The sequence below is a fragment of the Pseudomonas sp. CCNWLW23 genome, from assembly GCF_037095675.1.
Lineage (GTDB): Bacteria > Pseudomonadota > Gammaproteobacteria > Pseudomonadales > Pseudomonadaceae > Aquipseudomonas > Aquipseudomonas atacamensis.
Genome location: NZ_JBAWKM010000002.1, coordinates 415154 through 434436, shown reverse-complemented (window position 1 = coordinate 434436; position 19283 = coordinate 415154). Strand labels below are relative to the sequence as shown.

Sequence of the window (19283 nt, the reverse complement as noted above, 5' to 3'; positions counted from 1 at the left end):
GTATGGGGGGGCGAGGTGGGAATACCGGGCGAGGTGTTGTTCGAAACGAACATCGCCGCGCAGGGCGCCAGCACGCCTGCACGGCCGATGCCGTTGTTCAGTCGGTGGGCACTACGTTATCCAACGCTTTGTTGACGGCCAATTCCCCCAGCATGACCACCTGTGCAATGCCTAACAGCGTATTGCGCCGTGAGCCTTCCAGCATCCCGGCGAAATCACCGAGCATCACCGTGGCGGACGCCAGGGATTCGCACGCATTGACCAGCAAGGATTCGGTGTCGGATTCCGGGTTGACCATAAACAGCGTGTTGGGACTGTAAGGCGTGGCGTTGATCTTGGCCGGCGCGAGGTAATGGTCGAGCACGCGCTCGGCGGCGTCGTGAAGTTTTTTTGAATGGAAGGATTCATAAGGCGATACCGATTCGGTGACCGGCGGATGGGACGGTGTCTGTGACATCAGCTGAAACTCCGATGAGCGCCGCTTGAGCGTCTGGCTATGAGGACGACGCGCCACGGCTGTGGCGCGTCCGCTGGCAGTGAGGGGAGCACGCCCCCTCATGCCTCGATGGCCGGCTAGTTCGACACGCGTCGGCTGTCGAGCACGCGATTGACGATGAGCTCACTCAACATGATCACCTGCTGCAACATCAGCAGCGATCGACGCTGTGGATGGTCAATCACGCCGCCGATTTCGCGGGCCATGTCATTGGCGGCTGCCAGCGATTCACAGGCTTCGACGAGCAACGTTTCCTCATCCACTGTCGGGTCAATGAGAAAGATCCTGCCTGGCTGGCGCTTGGGAATGGTGGTTCTGAGCGTCTGAGGGTCGAGGTAAAAGTTGATGGCGCGAGCAGCCGCATCTTTTATCCGCTGAGGTTCCAGAGCAGGGTCGTACGGGATTGAATCCGCTTCCGGCGGGTTTGGGGTTACTTTGAACATTGATGAAGCTCCTAACACATTTAAGGGAGGCTTCACCCTTTCGCTACCAAACGAAGGGTGGCGGCCATGCACAGGTTGGTAGACCGGGTGTTAGGATCCGGCGCGTCCTAGGACGCCCTATACATGGCCACCGCAAATCCGAGACAGAAATCTCGACGGCAGATCTGTATATCTAACACTGCGGGCTACCAAACCCGATCACCTATTTCAGTGACCGACAAACGATAGGACCCGCAGCCTAGACGCACAAGCCGGCGGATTCTGAAGTACCCGTAGGCAGCGGCGCAAGGCGTTGTAGGCTTTTTGGAGGAGAAATCGGTGTAATTTAAACGTGCTTGCCAAGTCGTGTTTATGCGCTGTACGTGCCTGCTCATCTCACCTTTTCAGAATATCGGAGACCCGAATCTGTTTAGGCCGATCTCAAGGCCGTTGCGCCGTGGGGCGGAGAGTTTCAAGCAAGTCGCGTCGTAGACGGGCTTTTTAGCTCTTCCACTGTTGGCCGTAGATCAGCAGAAAAACGCCTCGGCTGGCAGGTGAAAAAATTACTTGTCAACACTGGGATCACAAATGACATAGCGCTTAGTCTGCTTTGAAAACGAACTCAAAACCGATTCCCATTTTTCTCAGGAGCTCGGCCACGCGCTCGAAGAACAATTCCCCCTGCTCCGAAACCTCGTACTTGCCGTAAACACGGATTACAAGTGACTTGCCGAGTGCAGCGGGAATCTTGTTATAGATCTCACCGCTTTCGATGAAAGCGATGTAGCCGTTTATCTTCCGTTGTAGCGCGAGCAGGTGCTCGGCTTGTAGGGTCTTATTGCCCCATTCTAGGTGGTCAGCGATGCCCAGGATGATGGCGCCACTGTCCGATTTGGGGATTCCCCACATATCGATAATGTTCGGGTCTGTTAAGGACACTGCGGATCCTTGGCCTCCAGCCGGTTTGTTCAATCCCTCTGAGGGAACCGAGCTACAGCTCTGTGGCTTGCCGCCCTTTGCTTTGCTTTGCTTTGCTTTGCTTTGCTTTGCTTTGCTTTGCTTTGCTTTGCTTTGCTTTGCTTCAGCTCTACTAGCTCACACGCCTAGTGTCGAACGGCAAAGTCGTCCTTAAGCACAAATTCCAATCCGATGCCTACGCCTTTGAGTACCTCGGTCACGCGGTCGATAAAGGTTTCACCTTGCTCAGGCAGCTCATATAAACCATTGATGCGAATTTTCGGATTCTTGCCCTTGGCTGGCGGATAGCTTTCCAGCAGTTCGCCGCTCTCGATGAAGGCGATGTAGGTGTTGATCTTTTCTTGTAGCAGCAACAGGTGTTCACCCTGTTGGGCTTTGTCGCCCCATTCCAAGTGATCAGTGATGACGAGTACGACATTGTCGGGCTCCCACTCGGGTACTGCGATGATATCGACGACTTTGGTTTCGGTGATGGACATGTCTGCTCCCTCAGAGGGTCGGGTCAGGTCGAATGATGTCGACTCTGGTGGGTGGGATTCGGGTGCCTCCGGTGAAGCCGGGTTTACCTTTGCCGACGACGGTTGCGCCGGTCTTTTCTATTTCTGGGAAGCCTAATTTCTGATTGCGCGTCAGTGGCGCTGTTTCCGAAGATTTGCATTCGACGCAGGAGATGTTGCCGTCCGCATCGCGGCCCATCATATCAATGCGCGTGCGTACACCGCTGTCGGTTTTGACGGTGACCTCACGAGCGGCTTCAGGTTTGATCTTACTGAATTCGTCAAAGGACGCTTCTTCGAACGCTTTGCCCTTTTGCTTATTCTTCTCTAGCTGCGTGCTGAGCACGATGTAGATGGGCTCAATCCCCGCATCCTCCGGGAACCAGATGATCGCATCCTGGAACTCAGGTGGGTGCGCGGGGTTGGCCAGCAGCGTGTCCGACTGTGGTGTCGGCGGGTAGACCCAGACGGGAGGTAGTTGAGGGGCACCTTCCAGCGCTGGGATCCCCAGCACTCCGTCGGGACTCGCACCCGGTGTCCAGGTCAGACCGATGCCGTTGCCGATGTCGGCGATGAATTTTTCGCCGTCTTTCTGCGCTTTGATGACCGGTACATTTTCCCAGTCCTTCTTGCCTCCGGTGTAAAAGCCGTAGGCGTTGACGGAGCCGTCCGGCAACGTTTTTACGTTGACACGAACACGCGTTCGGCCGGTTTCAAGCGTGGCGTATTGCTCGTCCTTATAGAAGGCACTGTCCGGGGCGATGCTGGTGTTGGGCATCAATAGCGCCACCGTGCCCACGGCCGCGCCTGCTGCCATGGCGCCTGCACCGTCGAGTAGGCCTAGCGCGAGTGAGCCACCCAGCCGATGGGCAACGGCACTACCGGTTGCGGAGCCGCCGACAAACTGGAGGGGCGTGCCTTCGGCGGTAATCGCTGCGCCAGTGGCCAACACGGCCCATAGCCCGTAGTCCGCCAGTTTTTCAACGGGGACGAACCCTGTCGGGTTGCTGTGGTTGATTTCGCCGTCGGGCAGGTTGCAGCTTTTGGCGAAGACGCAATCCTTGAGGTCGGGTTTCGCGTCTGGCGCTGGCGGGAGTTCTTTGTATTGCGCTCAGTGCTGGGCGTTTAGGTCGACAGGTTCGACGCCGGTGTTGCGGTAACCCTTGGGTGGGTTGGGGACGTAGCCGCTCAATCCTTGGTTCCTTGTTCTGGTCCTTTTTGAACGGGGTGGAGGGTGACAGGCGGAGTTTGCAGTGGCAATTAGTGGCGCTTTGATTCTAGATTCTGAGGCGCCTCTCATTTCCGTGTGATCAAGTCAGCGCTTAAGGAAATGGGGTAGCTCAACTACCTCCGTAATCTCTGGAGCTTCCCCTCGCTCCCAGCCCTCTCCTCGAGGAGAGGGAGCCGACCGTGTTGTCTTCTGTCAGAAATCGGCCTGATCGACCGAGTCGATAGGGGGCTATAAATCCAGGCGACACGCAATTCAATGCGATGAGGGCATTATCAAGTGTTTCCAGATTTACGCGGTGCAAACTCAACCCAGGCAAGTAGCTCGTCCGCCGCAAAGGGTTTACGCAGGCAGGCAACGACATCAGTCGCTCGGGACTTGTCGCAAGGCAAATCGCCCGCATGCGCCGACACAAAAATCACCGGCATCCGCCAGCCTCGCGCCCGCAGTGCATCCAGCATCTGCAAACCATCCATGCCCGGCATCTGAATATCAGAGATCAAACAATCAGTCTGCGCCGGCCCGTCCGAGTCAAGGTAGTCCGCTGGCGCCGCATAGCAGAACACCTGATATCCCGACGCTCGCAGCAGGCTGCTCAGCGATGTGCGCATTGCCTCGTCGTCGTCCACTACCGCAATGACATGCGTCTTGTACATAACGCTCCCGGGCCGGGCGGCCGAGCTGGTGACTCCTGTCGTTCTTGCACCATACGCTGATGGCCAGCGGGCAAAACTATACGTAGGTATAGCGGTTCAGCCATCGCGGCTGAAGCGACTGCGGTAGTCGCGCGGGGAGATCGACAGGTGGCGCTGGAAGCAGGCGCGCAGGCGTTCTTCATCGTTGAAGCCGCAGATGCGGGCGATTCGTTCGATTTTGTGCGGGGAGTTTTCCAGTAGGCGTTTGGCCGCTTCGAGTCGGAACAGCTCGAGCGCTTTCGACGGTGTGCGCCCGGTGCGCGCTTTATAGACCCGCGTGAAGTTGCGCAGGCTCATTGCGGCTTGCTCGGCGAGGCGCTCCACCGTCAGATTCGGATCGCCGAGGCGCTCCATGAGCCAAAGGTGCAGATCATCGAACATTGCAGCGTCCTGCGCCTGCGATTGCAGCAGCGTGCTGTATTGCGCCTGGCCGCCGGGGCGTTTGATGTACACCACCAATTCCCGCGCAACTTGCAACGTCACTTCACGGCCGCAATCGGCCTCGACCAGCGCCAGCGCCAGATCGATCCCGGCGGTGACTCCGGCCGAGGTCCAGACCTTGCCTTGCTGAATGAAGATCGCGTCGGCATCTACCTCGACCGCTGGAAAGCGATCGCGCAAAGCGTCGCACATCGCCCAGTGAGTGGCAGCGCGGCGGGCGTCGAGCAATCCGGCCTGAGCCAGCAGAAACGCACCACTGCACACCGAGACCACGCGGCGGGCGAGGTGAGCATGGTCCTGCAGCCAGTCGCTCAGTTCGCGGTGCTTCTCAAGGGTCTGGCAGATGTCAGGGGCGCCGGGCACGACCAGCGTGTCCAGCGCGGCGGTGTCGAGCGTGGTTAACGCTTGGGTGTCGATGGCCAGCCCTTCGACGGTCTGGATCAAGCCACCGTTGAGGCTGGCGGTGTGCAGTTGATATCCAGACTGCCCGCGCTCGGCCATGGCCTTGCTCGCGGCCCAGAACACGGTTTGCGCACCGCTGAGATCGAGCAGGCTCAGGCGTGGGTAGGCGATGAACACCACGTCGCGCGGAGCCGTTGTAAAAGCGGGATGAGTGGACATCGCGGGCCTGCCTGTTTGCAGCGCTGGCGGCGGACTGCCTCAGCCTGGCCGATTTTCAGGGGTTTCTGGCCGGCCGGCAATGGCGCTGACTGTTAGCCTGATTGCTGACCGTCCGGCAGGTGTCTGGATGCGGTGGCCATCCTGAACTAGATTTATTGACCAGCCCAACGCGTGCTGCGATCTCGCCGAGGAGACACAATGACCTTGTGGTCGCATTCCAGCCCTGCGCAAAGTCCCGGCGTGCTCGGCGAGCCAGTGGTGTACGTGGTCGATGACGATGCCTCGATGCGCCAGGCGCTCGACAGCTTGCTGCGCTCGATCGGCCTCCAGGTGCAAACCTTCGACAGCGCCGGAGATTTTCTCGCGCAAGCGCAACGTGAGGTACCCGGTTGCCTGGTGCTCGACGTGCGCCTGCGCGGCGAAAGTGGCCTGACGTTTCAGGAACAGATGGAAAAAAACGGCTTGCGCATCCCCGTGGTGTTCATGACCGGCCACGGCGACATCGCCATGAGCGTCAAGGCGATGAAGGCCGGCGCGGTGGATTTTCTGGCCAAGCCGTTCCGTGATCAGGACATGCTCGACGCCGTGGCCAGTGCGTTGGCTCGCGACCGTGCGCGGCTGGCAGCCGAACACTCCGGCGCCGTTTTGTGTCGGGCTTACCAAACCCTGACCGCACGTGAGCGCGAAGTGCTCGGCTTCGTCATTGCCGGGCTGATGAACAAACAGATTGCCGGACAGCTCAACCTCAGCGAGGTCACGGTCAAGGTCCACCGTGGCCAGGTCATGCGCAAAATGGCCGCACGTTCAGTGGCCGATCTGGTGCGTATCGCAGAAGCGCTGGGCATCGAGCCTGTCCAGCGCAACCCCTGAGCGCTGGCGACGTGCAACTCACCGTGCGGCAAAAAACCTGAGCAGTGTTGACGCAGATGGCCAGCAGAAAACAGATTTTGTGGGACGACGGCGAGCGGGTGCTGTCCCGTGAGCGCGGTTCGAATGATGGCAGCCTACTGGCGGTGCGTCCGGCGATGGGCCAGCCATTGCCGAGCACCCTGGAGCGTCTGGCGCATGAATACAGCCTCAGGGACGACCTCAATCCTGCCTGGGCGTTGCAGCCGACAGCTTTCGAGCGTACGGGCACCCGAGTTCGTCTGCTGTTCGACGATCCGGGCGGCGAGCCGTTGTCGCGGTTGCTGGTCGCCCCGCTGGATATCGAAACCTGTCTGGAATTGGCCACGAACATCGCCAAGGCACTGGGCCATATGCATCAGCGTGGTCTGGTGCACAAAGACCTGAAACCGCAGCATGTTTTTGTCCATTGTCATGATGGGCAGGCGCGGCTGACCGGCTTCGGCCTGGCCACGCGCTTGCCACGGGAGCGGCAAGCGCCCACGCCACCGGAATCTATCGCCGGGACGCTGGCCTACATGGCGCCGGAACAAACCGGGCGGATGAATCGTTCGATTGATTCGCGTAGTGATCTGTATGCCTTTGGCGTGACGCTTTACCAGATGCTCACCGGCTCGCTGCCGTTCAGTGCAAATGACCCGACGGAGTGGGTGCATTGCCATATCGCGCGGCTGCCAATGCCCGTGTGTGAACGGGTGGCGACGGTGCCGCCGATGTTCTCGCGACTGGTCATGAAACTGCTGGCGAAAACGGCCGAGGAACGCTATCAGAGCGCAGCCGGTGTCGAGCATGACTTGCGCCGTTGCCTCGATGACTGGCGCCGTATGCGGCAGATCGAGACGTTCACGTTGAACGAGCAGGGCGCCTGCGAGCGCTTGCTGATTCCGGAAAAACTCTACGGCCGCGAACACGAAGTGCAAACGTTGATCGATGCCTTCGCCAATGTGGTGCAGACAGGCGCGCCGACACTGGTGCTGGTATCCGGCTATTCCGGCATCGGCAAATCGTCGGTGGTCAGTGAACTGCACAAGGTGCTGGTGCCGTCGCGTGGCTTGTTCGCCGCCGGCAAGTTCGACCAGTACCAGCGCGACGTGCCTTATTCGACCCTGGGTCAGGCCTTTCAGGGGCTGGTGCGGACGCTATTGGGCAAGCGCACCGACGTACTGGCGGGCTGGCGCGAAGCACTGTTGCGGGCACTGGAAGCGAATGCGCGGTTGATCACCGATCTGATCCCCGAACTCAAGCTGATCATCGGCGAGCCGCCGCCCGTGCCTGAGTTGGAGCCGCAACAGGCGCAGCAGCGGTTCCTTCAGGTCTTGCAGCGTTTTATCGGCGTGTTCGCTCAGGCCGAGCATCCGTTGGCGCTGTTCCTTGACGACCTGCAATGGCTCGACGCGGCCACCCTTGATCTGCTCGAAGATATGCTCAGTCGCGCAGAGACCCCTCATCTGCTGCTGGTCGGTGCTTATCGCGACAACGAGGTAGATGGCGATCACCCACTCAGCCGCACACTCAAGACCCTGCATCACGCCGACGTACACATTGACGAAATTCGTCTGGCGCCACTGGCTGGCGCGCACATCGAACAACTGATCAGCGAGTCACTGCGCTGCCCGCCGGCGAGCATTGTCGCGCTGGCGCGGCTGGTACTGGACAAGACCGCTGGCAATCCGTTCTTCGTCATCCAGTTTCTGCACGCCCTGGCCGAGGAGAAGCTGCTGACATACGAGCCTGCGCGCCAGCGCTGGCGGTGGGATGTGCACCTGATCAACGGCAAGGGCTACACCGACAATGTCGTCGATTTGATGGTCGGCAAACTGGCGCGGCTGCCCCAGGAAACCCGCCAGGCGCTGCAACAACTGGCCTGCCTGGGCAACGTCGCGCGTCTCGACACGCTGGCCACAGTCCTTGATGTGCCGGTGCCTCACGTTCACTCCGCATTGTCGCCGGCGGTGCGGCTGGAGTTGGTCGAGCGTCAGGACGGTGCCTACAGGTTTGTGCATGATCGCATCCATGAGGCGGCGTATTCGCTGATCGCGGAAACCGAACGGGCGCAAATGCACCTGCGCATCGGCCGGCTGCTGGCACTGCAAACCCAGGGTGAGCGGCGCGAGGAGGCGATCTTCGAGATTGTCGGCCAGCTCAATCGCGGTGCGCATCTGATCAGCCTGCGTGCCGAGCGCGAGCAGTTGGCCGAGTTCAACCTGCTCGCCGGCCAGCGAGCGAAGGCCTCGACCGCTTATACCTCAGCACTGACCTATCTGGGCGCCGGCGCAGAACTGTTGGGCGAGCAGGGTTATGACAGTCGGCATGAACTGGGTTTCGCTCTGGAGCTGAACCGTGCCGAGTGCGAATTTCTCACCGGCCAACTGCAGCTTGCCGACTCGCGCCTGGCGACATTGGCCGAGCGCGCCGTGACCACCGTCGAGCGCGCGGCGGTGGCGTGCATGCAGATGGATGTCTACTTGCTGCTCGATCGCAGTGACCGGGCGGTGACGGTGTGTCTGGCCTTTCTGCGTCAGGTCGGCATCGATTGGCCAGCGCGTCCGGACGATATTCAGGTGCGCGAAGAATATCAGCAGGTCTGGACCAGGCTGCGCGGGCGCAGTATCGAGCAGATGATCGACTTGCCGCTGATGGAGGATCCTGCCGCGCGGGCCACCCTCGATGCGCTGGGCAAACTCTTCGCGCCGGCGGTGCAGTCGGATCTGAACCTCGCCAGCCTGACCATTTGCAAAGCGATCAGCCTGAGCCTGCAATATGGCAACTGCGACGCCTCCTGCCTGCTCTATGCCAACTTCGGACGCGTGTCGGGGCCGCGTTTTGGCGACTATGCCGCTGGTTATCGATTTGGCCGTCTGGGCTGCGATCTGGTTGATCGGCGCGGGCTCACGCGTTATGAAGCGAGCACTTGGTTGTGCTTCTCGATCTTCGTGGTGCGCTGGATGCGGCCAGTGCGCGAGTGCCGCGAACTGTTGCGCCGTGCGCTCAACGCGGCCCATCGCAGCGGCGATCTGCCGTATGCAGCGTTCGCTGGAAACAGCCTGATTTCCGATCTGTTGTTTATCGGCGAGCCGCTGGCCGAGGTGCAGGCGCAAGCGGAATCAGGGCTGGTCTATGCACAAAAGGTCGGTTTCGGTCTGGTGGCGGATTTCATGCGCTGCCAGTTGACGCTGATCCGCATGCTGCGCGGGCAGACGCCGACGTTCGGCTGTTTCGACGATGAGGGGTTCGATGAAACAGCTGTCGAAGCGCATCTGGCCGGTTCGGCGGATCTGGCGCTGGCGCGCGGCAAGTACTGGGTACGCAAGTTGCAGGCGCGCTATCTGGCCTGGGATTACGCGGCGGCCGCTGAGTGCGCGGCCCAGGCGCAGGGACTTTTGTGGGTGGTTTCGGCGTTTTTCGAGGAGGCCGAATACCATTTCTACGCGGCTTTGACCTTGGCGGCCCACGGCGAAACTGACGCCGGTGCTTTGCAGCGTCTGGGTCAACATCATGAACAGTTGCAGACGTGGGCGCGCTTGTGTGCAGAGACCTTCGCCAGTCAGGTGGCGCTGGTCGGCGCGGAAATGGCGCGCGTCACCGGGCAGTTGCTCGAAGCCGAATTGCAGTACGAGCAAGCCATTCAATTGGCTCAGGACAATGGTTTGCTCCATATCCAAGCGCTGGCCAACGAACTGGCCGCACGGTTCTACAGCGCTCGCGGTCTGGCCAGGATATCCCGCGTCTACCTGCGCGACGCACGTTATGCCTATCTGCGTTGGGGGGCTGCTGGCAAGGTGCGGGAGCTGGAGCGACGTCATCGTTTTCTGCGTGCCGAAGAGGCGCAACCGAATCCGGTCACCACGCTCATTACGCCAGTTGAACATCTCGACCTGGCAACGGTGCTCAAGGTCTCTCAAGCAGTCTCCGGCGAGATCGTCCTGGACCGTTTGATCGAAACGGTGATGCGCACCGCGATCGAACAGGCCGGGGCCGAGCATGGCCTGCTTATTTTGTTGAACGCCGACGTTCCCTATGTCGCTGCGCGAACCCGTATCGGCGACGGTGCCACGCAGTTGTGCAACGCGCCGCTGCACACGGTGGCGCTGGCAGAGTCGGTGCTCTACCAGACGCTGCGCACCGGCGAAAACCTGTGCCTGGACGACGCGGTTGCCGATCCGCTGTTCGCCGCTGATCCATACGTTCAGCAACGAGGCGCGCGCTCGATCCTTTGCCTGGCATTGATGAATCAGGCGCGGGTCGCCGGGGCGCTGTATCTGGAAAACAACCTGTCCGCCGGGGTGTTCAGCCCGACGCGTCTCGCCGTGTTGCGCCTGGTGGCGTCGCAGGCAGCGATCTCGCTGGACAACGCGCGCCTGTACCGCGACCTCGCCGAGCGAGAAGCGAAGATCCGTCGGCTGGTCGACGCCAACATCATCGGCATCATCGTCTGGGGCGTGAAAGGGGAAATCATCGAGGCCAACGACGCGTTCCTGCGCATGGTCGGTTACACCCGTGATGAGTTGCTTTCGGGCAATGTCCATTGGCGTGACATGACCCCGCCGGCGATGCGCGCTAACAGCGATATTGCACTGGCAACGGCGATCCACACCGGCCGGGCCCAGCCATTCGAAAAGGAGTACATCCGCAAGGACGGCAGTCGGCTGCCGGTGATTGTCGGTCTGGCCGCCTTCGAAGCGAGTCGGCAACAGGGCCTGGCCTTTGTGCTGGATATCAGTGAACGCAAGCTGGCTGAAGAGCAAGTGCGCGAAGGCGAGCGTCGTTATCGTCAGGTGCAAACGGAACTGGCCCACGCCAATCGTGTGGCAACCATGGGCCAGTTGGCCGCATCGATTGCCCACGAAGTCAATCAGCCGATCGCCGCCACGGTGACCCATGCCAATGCCGCGTTGCGCTGGCTCGGTGCAAAGCCACCAAATATCAACGAAGTCGAGCAGGGCCTGCGGCATATCATTCTCGACGGCAACCGCGCCGCCGACGTACTCGGGCGCATCCGCGCGCTGATTCACAAAACGCCACCGCAGCGTCAGCCTGTCAGCCTCAATCTGCTGATTGAAGAAATGGTCGGTTTCAGCCGTGGCGAAGCGCTCAAGCACGGCGCCGAAGTCAGCGTTGAGCTGGCGGCAGATTTGCCTTTCGTAGTGGCGGACCGGGTCGAACTGCAACAGGTGCTGCTTAACCTGATCATCAACAGCCTCGAAGCCATGACGATCATGGCAGAGGGGCAGCGACGTCTGCTGATTCGCAGTGAGGCGCTGGGTGATAACGTGCACATCAGTGTCAGCGATTCAGGGCCGGGCTTTGCCTGCGAGCGGGCGGAGCAAGTGTTCACGGCGTTCTACACGACCAAATCCACCGGGCTGGGCATGGGCCTGTCGATTTGCCGCACGATCATTGAAGGACACGGCGGCAAATTGTGGGCCGAGCGCAATGAGCCGAGCGGGGCGCGGGTGGTGTTTGGCTTGCCGCGTTGTGAATGAACATGATCAACAGCCAGGCTACCCGGGCATTGAGCCCGGGTGTTTCTGTCGGTGAGTTCAGGCCACCGGAATAGGATTTTCCAGCAGCGACAGGTTGAATTGCTCGATCAACCCGTGCTCGTTCGCGCCCTGGTTGGCTCGCAGCGGCAAGACTCGGTCAACCAGCACTTCGGTAGTGGCGGTTTCCAGCTTGATCAGGGTTTCCTCGATGAACTCGCCCAGCGGCATGGCGCGCTCGTCGCCGCTCTTGTGAATCAGGTCGGTATCAACCCAAGGTGGCGCGATTTCCAGGACCTTGACGCTGGTGTCGCGCAGCATGAAACGCTGCGACAGCGAGTAGGAATGGATCGCCGCTTTGGTCGCTGAATACAGCGCCGTGGTCGCCAGCGGCAGGTAGGCCAGCACCGAGCTGTTGTTGATGATGTAGGCCTCGGGCTGGCGCTTGAGGTGTTCGACGAACGCCGCGCTGACGCGTACCGGGCCGAGCAGGTTGGTCTGCAACAGACCGACGGCCTGTTCATCGTTGAAGTCGCCGGAACCCGCGTTGTCGAAGGGCATGATCCCGGCGTTGTTGATGATTACGTTCAACGACGGATGGCGGCGGATGACTTCGGCGGCGACGTCCTTGATCTGCTGCGCATCGTTGATGTCCAGCTGCACGGTGTCGATGCCCGGATTCGCTTGGGCAATCTCTGCCAGCAGGGTCTGGCGACGACCAGCGATGATGACCTTGTTGCCGCGCTGATGCAGGGCCTCGGCCAGTGCGCGGCCGATGCCGGAAGTGCCGCCGGTGATGAAGATCGTGTTCGCTTCAAGTTTCATGAGCTGCGTCCCGCGAGTGGATTGATTGGTATGCAAGCCATGATGGAGAAAACCTGCTCCGACCTGAATGACGTATGTGGTAGTGTTTCAGGACATTCAACAAACGGAGCGCGACCATGCATCGAGTCGGCTATCTGCTCTCGGAAGGTTTTCAGGTCATGGCGCTGGCGACCCAGTCGGTGTTCGAGTTCGCCAACATCGTCACCGGCAAAGCCGTGTACAAGGTGCAAAATTTTTCCCAGGCCGGCGGCATCGTCAGCTCCTCGCTGGGCTTGCACGTCGATACGTTGCCGCTGACGCAAGCGGGGCTGGCCGACAGTTGGCTGGTGGCTGGCACGCTGACACCGCTGACGCCGCCCGGTGCTGACGTGCTGCACAGCGTGCGCGGGCTCGCCGACGGCGCACGCCGCGTGGCCGGCATCTGCACCGGCTCGTTCGTACTGGCGCAGGCCGGAGTGCTGGATAACCGCCGCGTGACCACGCACTGGGCGTTCGCCCCGGCGCTGCGCAGGATGCATCCGTCGGTGAATGTCGAGGACGACCGCATCTTCATCATCGACGGCCCGGTGTGGACATCGGCGGGCATGACCGCTGGTGTCGACATGGCGCTGGGTATGGTCGAGAAGGATCTGGGCAGCGAAATCGCCCGCTCGGTCGCCCATCGACTGGTGATGCATCAGCGTAGGTCCGGAGGCCAGTCGCAGCATTCGGAACTGCTCTCGCTGTCGCCCAAATCCGACCGCATTCAGAGTGCGCTGGATTACGCGCGCAAGCACCTCAATCGCCCGCTGAGCGTCGAAGAACTGGCCGAAGTGGTGCACCTGAGTCCGCGGCAATTCACCCGCGTGTTCACCGCCGAAACCGGCCAGTCACCAGCCAAGGCGATAGAGAGCCTAAGGCTGGAGGCGGCGCGGTTGCTGATCGAGCAAAGCAGTCACAGTCTGGATGTGGTCGCCAGGGAAACCGGGTTTCGTGACCGCCGGCACATGCGCGAGGTGTTCATGCGCGGCTTTGGCGTGCCGCCGCAGGCGGTACGGCGGGATTCGCGGCGGATGGTGTGAGGCTCGTGTTGGTTAATCAACGTCCCAATACCAAGGAGCGAGCCTGCTCGAGATGACGTCAGCTCATTCACCACTACATAAACAGAAAACCCTCAGCCCGTTTAAACAGTAACTCCAGCCTTAAGCAAACGGCTACAACGCCTTGCGCCATTCCCTACGACTACGCCAGAATCCGCCGGCTTGTGCGTCTGCCGTTCCCTCCGTAACTTGATTCTCGTCACTGCTCATCAGTGATCGGGTCTGCAAGCCCGTCGGAAATCAGTCGCATAGCCCTGCCAAAGGACACTTGTTCGTGTCCGCTCAATGGCGGCTTTGTGCGGGAGACCTTCGGGTCTGCCGGGTTCCTGATTTCCCGGTCTTGCAGACCCGCACACAGCTGCCACCCATCATCTGCAAGTGATGTTGGTAGCTCCAGACGAATAATCAGGAGTTTCACCATGTTCAAAGTCACACCCAATCCCCCAACCACCGACCCCGCATCGCCCTACGAATCCAGCGCCTCGAAAAAGCTTCACGAAGCCGCCGAACGCGCCCTCGATCACTACCTCGGCCCGGCAGACATCCTAGCCAGCACCAACACCCCGGAACAGATGTTCCTCGCCAACCCGAAATACGACACCGAATCCCTGCTGGCCAACGCCAGCGAATCCCTCGGCTCGGCCACCACCATGCTCTACGACTTCGCCGCGCTGCTCGACAACCCGCGCCGCAAGACGCTGCTGGGCATTGCCCAGGTCGTCATGCTCGGCGAAATCGCGGTAAATCAGGCGTTGGATAAAGTCGAAATAGCCAAATGACCCGCAATGCGACGAGCGCAAAACCTCGTCGCAATCCCCGGGCGCGCCAGGGCTGGCACACGGCCACGGCTTGCACCCCCCCGGCCTCCACTGTCACCCTTCGGGCCGTTCTTCAAGGATCAGAACAAGGAATCAAGGATTGAGTGGTTACGTTCCAAACCCGCCGAAAAACTACCGCTACGAACAAGCCAAACCCGTCGACCTACACGCCCAGCATTGGGCCGAGTATGAGAAACACGGGAAAGAGCCCGCGCGCTAGCCTGAGAAGATAGGCATTGCGTTGAGGATCGGGGTTTTCTTTGATGGCACAGGCAACAATGCGAACAACTCTGCTGCGGGGTTGTTGTGCGGTGCTCAGCATCCGATTGCGCCTGAGGATATTCCTCCCAGTTGTCAGCCCTATATGCGAGATCCGGATAGCAGTTATGGCTCTGGCGCGACGAATATCAAAAAACTTGCCGATCTGTATTACGAGGCTCCGATTGCTGATGGAGAAGGGCCTATAAAACAGGTGTCACGCCCCTTATACATCGAAGGCATCGGTACTCAATCCAACGAGAAAGACATTATCGTCGGTCAAGGCACGGGACGTGGAGAGACGGGAGTCGCCGGTAGGGTGCAGACTTCATTTACGTTCATCAAACAGGTTGTTGAAGACGCCATTCAAGAAAATCCGAACAGTGAAATTGCCTCGCTAACTTTTGACACCTTTGGATTCAGTCGAGGTGCAGCGGCGGCACGTCATTTCTGCAATGAAATTGTACGAGGCAAGCAGGGGCCGTTAAGGGATCTGCTTAGCACTTACGCTCATAATTTCAGCCGCACCTTTCTCGATCAATACGGCAGCAGTATCCGGATGGGCTTCATCGGTCTATTCGACACCGTGCCGTCAATTGCCGGTTTCACTAATTTCGGTAGAGTGCATAGCCCCATTGCTCCGGGCATTAAACTGTATCTCGACCCTCGCTTCTTCAAGGATGTTGTCCACTTGGTGGCGCGCGATGAATGTCGTGCCAATTTCGCCCTCAGCAATGTCAATCCCGATTATCCCGAATATGTTTTTCCGGGTGTGCATTCGGATATCGGTGGTAGCTATCTCGACGAAGTCGAGGAATGCGTATTGGTCAGCCCTATGCAGAGACTTGATGTATGGAGCAACACTGACGTTCAATCAACTTCGATCTATCAGGACGCCGCGATGGTAAAAAAACAATGGGTCGCCAAAGGATGGCCTGCCGATCTGTTGGAAATCGTAACCCCCCCCGCGCTTGCTTTGCCGCCCGATCCGCAAGATCGTTTCGGGCCTAAACGCAAACGTGTATACGCTGGGCTTCAGCTCAAACGCCCGGTCAGTGGCAAACTCTCAAGGGTTTATTTGAGAGTCATGTATCAATTGGCCAAAGAAAAAGGTGTTCCTCTCCACGATATTCCCGAACGACCCGAGTATGCCGTTCCTCAAGAGCTGCAACCGCTTTGTGAAAGATTCATCGCCGGTGACTTCAGCACCACAGCTGAAGAGGAGAAATTGCTGCAATTGAAATACATCCACACATCTGCCAACTGGAATCACCCGCAAGGAAGGCGGGACGGCAGCGGCCTGAAAGCCGTTTATATCAACTCACCAACGGAAGATGGCATTCGCATGCAGCATCCTCATGTAGCTAACTGGAAGCTTTGGTAATGAGAATGTTCTTGGCTCTACTGGGCGTTTTGGCCTTTACCGGCTGTCACGCGACAGGCTCCAATTCAGGTGAAAACGATCCCAAATATCCTTGGTGGGAACTAGCGTTTATCAAGCCCAATTTCATGAACGTTTGGGTCGAAGACAGCTCAGTGGAAGACATCAACGGTCGAACGTTTCTGCGAGCCGGGGGAGGAAACGCCAGCGGCGCTGAACCAAATGACGACAAAGAATCCGCGCGCGGCTGGGTAGGTGTGGGAGGTACGGGGAAACCGGTTATTGGCGCAGATCTGCCCAAGCGAATTTTCGTACGCTGGCAATCTATACCGGAACAAAAAACCTACCGGGCTTGGGTGGATTTCCCTGAGGAAGCCAGAAGAGTGATGGTGACATCTACCCATCAACGCTGCGCCGAAACTCCCGACAGGACGGCGCGCTTCATGGCTTCTGTGTATTTGGGACTCGCACCAGGTGGCATAGTCCAAGTCTGGGTCAGAGATCAGTGTCGACGCCCGATCAAAGTAGCCCGCACCCAAGCAGAGTTGGAACCGCTGGGGCCGGAGTTGGGCAAGAACGGGGGTCAGTATGCCTATCCCGTGAGTGAGAAGGCCAAGCGTTACATTGATAAGTTCGGCATCCCGTACGGTAGTTGGTAAATGACGCTGATGGAGCGCCATCTACTTTTCAGGCGCCAGACCGTTTCAATTTCGCTGAGTCGAATTAGCGGGGCGGCGTCTTGAGAATAGAAAAGGCCGACCGTTTCGATGATGTCGACTACGACGCAGGCTATAAGTATCGAGGGTTCAATTACCTGATTCTGGATGGTGTCGATCAGTTTCTCGTCAGAACTTACGATGACCAACCCGGTAGCGCGACGGTTGTACGCCCTGCCATGACCACAAGCACCAGACTCAGAACGCTGGCGGAATTCTTACGAACGGAGCTGGAGGTAACTGCGATTTATCTCTACAAGGGTGAAATAGGAAGCTATGCCCAGGTAGACCTAGAGAGCCTGCAATTCTGCTGATCCGGTATCGAGCCGGGAGCGATAAGCAGGGCTCGCCAACCTTGAGTCCCGCCACCACACCCCCTCAAGCCTCAGCCTTCACCCCAACCTTCACCGGCACTTTGCGATACGTCAGCAAAACAATCCCGCTCACCACAATCACTCCACCGACGATCTGCCCTCTGCTGAGCATTTGATCCAGCACAATCCAGCCCATCAACAACGTCGCCAGTGGTTCGATATTCATCACCGGGGCGTTGCGTGGCATGTCCAGTCGGGGCACGGAAATGAACAACACAATGAAGCCGGTCCCATAGAGTACGACAAGCGTGGCAAGGGCCAGCCAGCCGGTTGAGGTGGCGGGGAGGTTGAGTCCGCCGGGGAGGGCGCCGGTCAGGCCGGCCAGGTTGACGCTGCTGAAGACGATGAAGATGGTCAGCAGGCTGCGCACCGAGCCGCGCACTTGCGACAGTTTGTGGTCGGTGATCCACAGCGCGCAGGCGAAGACGCTGGCGGCGCAGAAGGCGAGTGCGACGCCCAGTAGCCATTCCGGGCCGACGCTCGCGCTGTCTGATAGACGTCCGGGAACGTCCAGCACGAACACCAGCCCGACGAGAATCAAGCCCATCAACATCGCGGTGCGCGCGCTTGGTCGTGGGCCGCCCAGCGCCCAGGTCAGCAAGGCGAGCAGGATCGGAAACACGTTGGCCACCAGCAGCGCCAAAGCGACCGGGACCCGCGCGACAGCGGAGTACAGACACAGGCTCTGCGCAGTAATCAGCAGGCCCAACAACAGTTGCCAACGCCACGCGCCCGTCGGCAGGCGCAGGCTTTGTCGCTGCCACAGGACGAGAATGGCCAGCACCAGCAAGGTCCCGCCCGAGCGCATCAGAATCGCCAGCAACACGCCCGCGCCATCATCAAAAGCGACCCGTGCCGCGACGTGGTTGCCGGCGAACGCACAACCCATGCACAACAGAATGATCACGGCGAGATAACGGGGGAAGGGCGGCGGTACAGTAGGCGCAAACTCAGGACGGGACATGGCAGATCTCAAAAATGATAGCCACTCGGGGTGGCTCAGGCTTTTATTATGTTGTCGTACAACTGCCCGATTTGTACCGTAATCGAGCAGACGCGGCAAGCTCGAAAGGCTTGAAAGACCGCTTAGGCGTGATGCTGGTTGAGTTTCAGAGGTCGTATAACTTGCTTGCTAAGCCCGAGCATCGAGTCGAGTTGCCCACCCATCCTCTCGAGCCTGACCGACCAGAAAATCAACAAAAGCCCGGGTTTTGGCTGGTAACAGTTTCTGGCTGGAAAAGTACAAATAAATCTGCCCCGCATCGACATGCCAGTCCGGCAAAACCCGCTCCAGAGTGCCGTCCTGCAGATATGGCAGCACGTCTGGAACCGCCAACAGCGCAACCCCCAATCCCACGCGCGCGCACTGACACAGCGCTTGCGGGTCGTTGACCAACAGGCGCGGCGCCAACTCCAGCGGTGCTCGTTGCCCGTCGGGGCCTTGCAGCATCCAGCTGCGCACCTTGCCGGTCTGCACCGAGCGCATGGCCAGATGATCCAGCGTCGCCAGCTCTTCGATGTGCCGGATGCGCTTGTGTGCCGAGAGGTATTCCTTCGATGCCACCAGAATCAGATGCGCCGGGGCGATGGCCCTGGCCACCACACCTTGCGCGAGTTCGATGCCGCCGCCGATAGCCGCATCAAACCCGTCCGCGATGAGATCGACCTGGCGATTGTCGACGTGCCATTCAGGGGTCACGGCGGGGTATTGCTTGAGAAACTCGGGCATCAGCGGCAACAGAAAATCCCTGGCGAAACCGGGTGCTGCGCTCAGACGCAAAAGCCCTGAAGGCTCTCCGGCATTGCCGGCCACGTCGGCAATCGCCGCTTGAACACTCTCCAGTCCCGAACCGACGTTGGCCAGAAAGCGTTCTCCCGCTTCGGTCAGCGTGAGTTTGCGCGTGCTGCGCTGAAACAAGCGTACGCGGAGGTTGGCCTCCAGTTGCGCGACATTGCGACTGACCGCCGCGGGTGTCAGGCCCAGGCGCCGCGCCGCCGCAGAGAAGCTTCCTGCCTCGGCGCTGCGCACGAATGAGAGCAAATTGCCTAAGGTTTCCATCTGCGCACC

The 19283-nt window shown here is 59.6% G+C and carries 14 protein-coding genes and 2 pseudogenes; 6 read left to right on the top strand and 10 right to left on the bottom strand.

Annotated features, from left to right (window positions below; all coding sequences use genetic code 11):
- Positions 1-97 precede the first annotated feature (97 nt).
- The 7 genes and pseudogenes from V8J63_RS05135 to V8J63_RS05105 all read right to left on the bottom strand — a co-directional run bounded on the left by V8J63_RS05135 (position 98) and on the right by V8J63_RS05105 (position 5378).
- Entirely contained in the window at positions 98-457 is a 360-nt protein-coding gene (locus V8J63_RS05135; protein WP_336463694.1) for a DUF6124 family protein, read from the bottom strand.
- Positions 458-573: 116 nt separating this feature from the next.
- Complete coding sequence (locus V8J63_RS05130; protein WP_336463693.1) at positions 574-939, bottom strand: DUF6124 family protein; 366 nt, start codon at positions 937-939, stop codon at positions 574-576.
- A gap of 579 nt (positions 940-1518) precedes the next feature.
- Positions 1519-1857 carry a DUF6572 domain-containing protein gene (locus tag V8J63_RS05125; RefSeq protein WP_071171895.1) on the bottom strand — a complete coding sequence of 113 codons (339 nt, stop codon included), beginning with the start codon at positions 1855-1857 and terminating at the stop codon, positions 1519-1521.
- Positions 1858-2021: 164 nt separating this feature from the next.
- The gene (locus V8J63_RS05120; protein WP_136493632.1) at positions 2022-2375 is read right to left on the bottom strand and encodes a DUF6572 domain-containing protein; all 354 of its coding nucleotides are present in this window, start codon (positions 2373-2375) and stop codon (positions 2022-2024) included.
- A 10-nt stretch (positions 2376-2385) separates the two neighbouring features.
- A pseudogene (locus tag V8J63_RS05115) lies at positions 2386-3585 on the bottom strand (S-type pyocin domain-containing protein).
- 311 nt (positions 3586-3896) lie between these two features.
- Entirely contained in the window at positions 3897-4277 is a 381-nt protein-coding gene (locus V8J63_RS05110) for a response regulator transcription factor (RefSeq protein ID WP_130927630.1), read from the bottom strand.
- Positions 4278-4373: 96 nt separating this feature from the next.
- Entirely contained in the window at positions 4374-5378 is a 1005-nt protein-coding gene (locus tag V8J63_RS05105; RefSeq protein ID WP_071171896.1) for a GlxA family transcriptional regulator, read from the bottom strand.
- Positions 5379-5576: 198 nt separating this feature from the next.
- Between V8J63_RS05105 and V8J63_RS05100 the strand changes: the two genes are divergently transcribed.
- Both V8J63_RS05100 and V8J63_RS05095 read left to right on the top strand, forming a co-directional pair.
- The gene (locus V8J63_RS05100) at positions 5577-6248 is read left to right on the top strand and encodes a response regulator transcription factor (RefSeq protein WP_016774275.1); all 672 of its coding nucleotides are present in this window, start codon (positions 5577-5579) and stop codon (positions 6246-6248) included.
- Positions 6249-6304: 56 nt separating this feature from the next.
- The gene (locus V8J63_RS05095) at positions 6305-11767 is read left to right on the top strand and encodes a trifunctional serine/threonine-protein kinase/ATP-binding protein/sensor histidine kinase (RefSeq protein ID WP_336463692.1); all 5463 of its coding nucleotides are present in this window, start codon (positions 6305-6307) and stop codon (positions 11765-11767) included.
- A gap of 57 nt (positions 11768-11824) precedes the next feature.
- On the opposite strand, the gene V8J63_RS05090 is transcribed toward V8J63_RS05095, so the two are convergent.
- A complete protein-coding gene (locus tag V8J63_RS05090; protein WP_071171898.1) occupies positions 11825-12589 on the bottom strand; it encodes an SDR family oxidoreductase in 765 nt (254 codons plus the stop codon).
- Between the two features lie 116 nt (positions 12590-12705).
- Between V8J63_RS05090 and V8J63_RS05085 the strand changes: the two genes are divergently transcribed.
- From V8J63_RS05085 to V8J63_RS05070, 4 genes and pseudogenes are all read left to right on the top strand, one after another.
- On the top strand, positions 12706-13650 hold the full coding sequence (locus tag V8J63_RS05085) for a GlxA family transcriptional regulator (protein ID WP_016774277.1): 945 nt from the start codon (positions 12706-12708) through the stop codon (positions 13648-13650).
- 437 nt (positions 13651-14087) lie between these two features.
- Positions 14088-14447 carry a DUF6124 family protein gene (locus V8J63_RS05080; RefSeq protein WP_024012551.1) on the top strand — a complete coding sequence of 120 codons (360 nt, stop codon included), beginning with the start codon at positions 14088-14090 and terminating at the stop codon, positions 14445-14447.
- A 139-nt stretch (positions 14448-14586) separates the two neighbouring features.
- Positions 14587-16128, top strand: a pseudogene (locus tag V8J63_RS05075) (phospholipase effector Tle1 domain-containing protein).
- Complete coding sequence (locus tag V8J63_RS05070; RefSeq protein WP_016774283.1) at positions 16128-16784, top strand: DUF2931 family protein; 657 nt, start codon at positions 16128-16130, stop codon at positions 16782-16784. The pseudogene V8J63_RS05075 and the gene V8J63_RS05070 overlap by 1 nt, the downstream one beginning before the upstream one ends.
- A gap of 435 nt (positions 16785-17219) precedes the next feature.
- Here the strand turns inward: V8J63_RS05070 and V8J63_RS05065 are convergent, their stop codons facing one another.
- Together V8J63_RS05065 and V8J63_RS05060 are read right to left on the bottom strand one after the other, a co-directional pair.
- Entirely contained in the window at positions 17220-18179 is a 960-nt protein-coding gene (locus V8J63_RS05065; protein ID WP_336463691.1) for an EamA family transporter, read from the bottom strand.
- 168 nt (positions 18180-18347) lie between these two features.
- On the bottom strand, positions 18348-19274 hold the full coding sequence (locus V8J63_RS05060; protein WP_336463690.1) for a LysR family transcriptional regulator: 927 nt from the start codon (positions 19272-19274) through the stop codon (positions 18348-18350).
- Positions 19275-19283 lie beyond the last annotated feature (9 nt).

What these genes read in the sequence shown, in the direction of transcription:
- V8J63_RS05135 (WP_336463694.1), bottom strand. Translation starts at nt 457, where the DNA reads ATGTCACAGACACCGTCCCATCCGCCGGTCACCGAATCGGTATCGCCT.
- V8J63_RS05070 (WP_016774283.1), top strand. Translation starts at nt 16,128, where the DNA reads ATGAGAATGTTCTTGGCTCTACTGGGCGTTTTGGCCTTTACCGGCTGT.
- V8J63_RS05095 (WP_336463692.1), top strand. Translation starts at nt 6,305, where the DNA reads ATGGCCAGCAGAAAACAGATTTTGTGGGACGACGGCGAGCGGGTGCTG.
- V8J63_RS05085 (WP_016774277.1), top strand. Translation starts at nt 12,706, where the DNA reads ATGCATCGAGTCGGCTATCTGCTCTCGGAAGGTTTTCAGGTCATGGCG.
- V8J63_RS05080 (WP_024012551.1), top strand. Translation starts at nt 14,088, where the DNA reads ATGTTCAAAGTCACACCCAATCCCCCAACCACCGACCCCGCATCGCCC.
- V8J63_RS05120 (WP_136493632.1), bottom strand. Translation starts at nt 2,375, where the DNA reads ATGTCCATCACCGAAACCAAAGTCGTCGATATCATCGCAGTACCCGAG.
- V8J63_RS05130 (WP_336463693.1), bottom strand. Translation starts at nt 939, where the DNA reads ATGTTCAAAGTAACCCCAAACCCGCCGGAAGCGGATTCAATCCCGTAC.
- V8J63_RS05100 (WP_016774275.1), top strand. Translation starts at nt 5,577, where the DNA reads ATGACCTTGTGGTCGCATTCCAGCCCTGCGCAAAGTCCCGGCGTGCTC.
- V8J63_RS05110 (WP_130927630.1), bottom strand. Translation starts at nt 4,277, where the DNA reads ATGTACAAGACGCATGTCATTGCGGTAGTGGACGACGACGAGGCAATG.
- V8J63_RS05105 (WP_071171896.1), bottom strand. Translation starts at nt 5,378, where the DNA reads ATGTCCACTCATCCCGCTTTTACAACGGCTCCGCGCGACGTGGTGTTC.
- V8J63_RS05090 (WP_071171898.1), bottom strand. Translation starts at nt 12,589, where the DNA reads ATGAAACTTGAAGCGAACACGATCTTCATCACCGGCGGCACTTCCGGC.
- V8J63_RS05060 (WP_336463690.1), bottom strand. Translation starts at nt 19,274, where the DNA reads ATGGAAACCTTAGGCAATTTGCTCTCATTCGTGCGCAGCGCCGAGGCA.
- V8J63_RS05065 (WP_336463691.1), bottom strand. Translation starts at nt 18,179, where the DNA reads ATGTCCCGTCCTGAGTTTGCGCCTACTGTACCGCCGCCCTTCCCCCGT.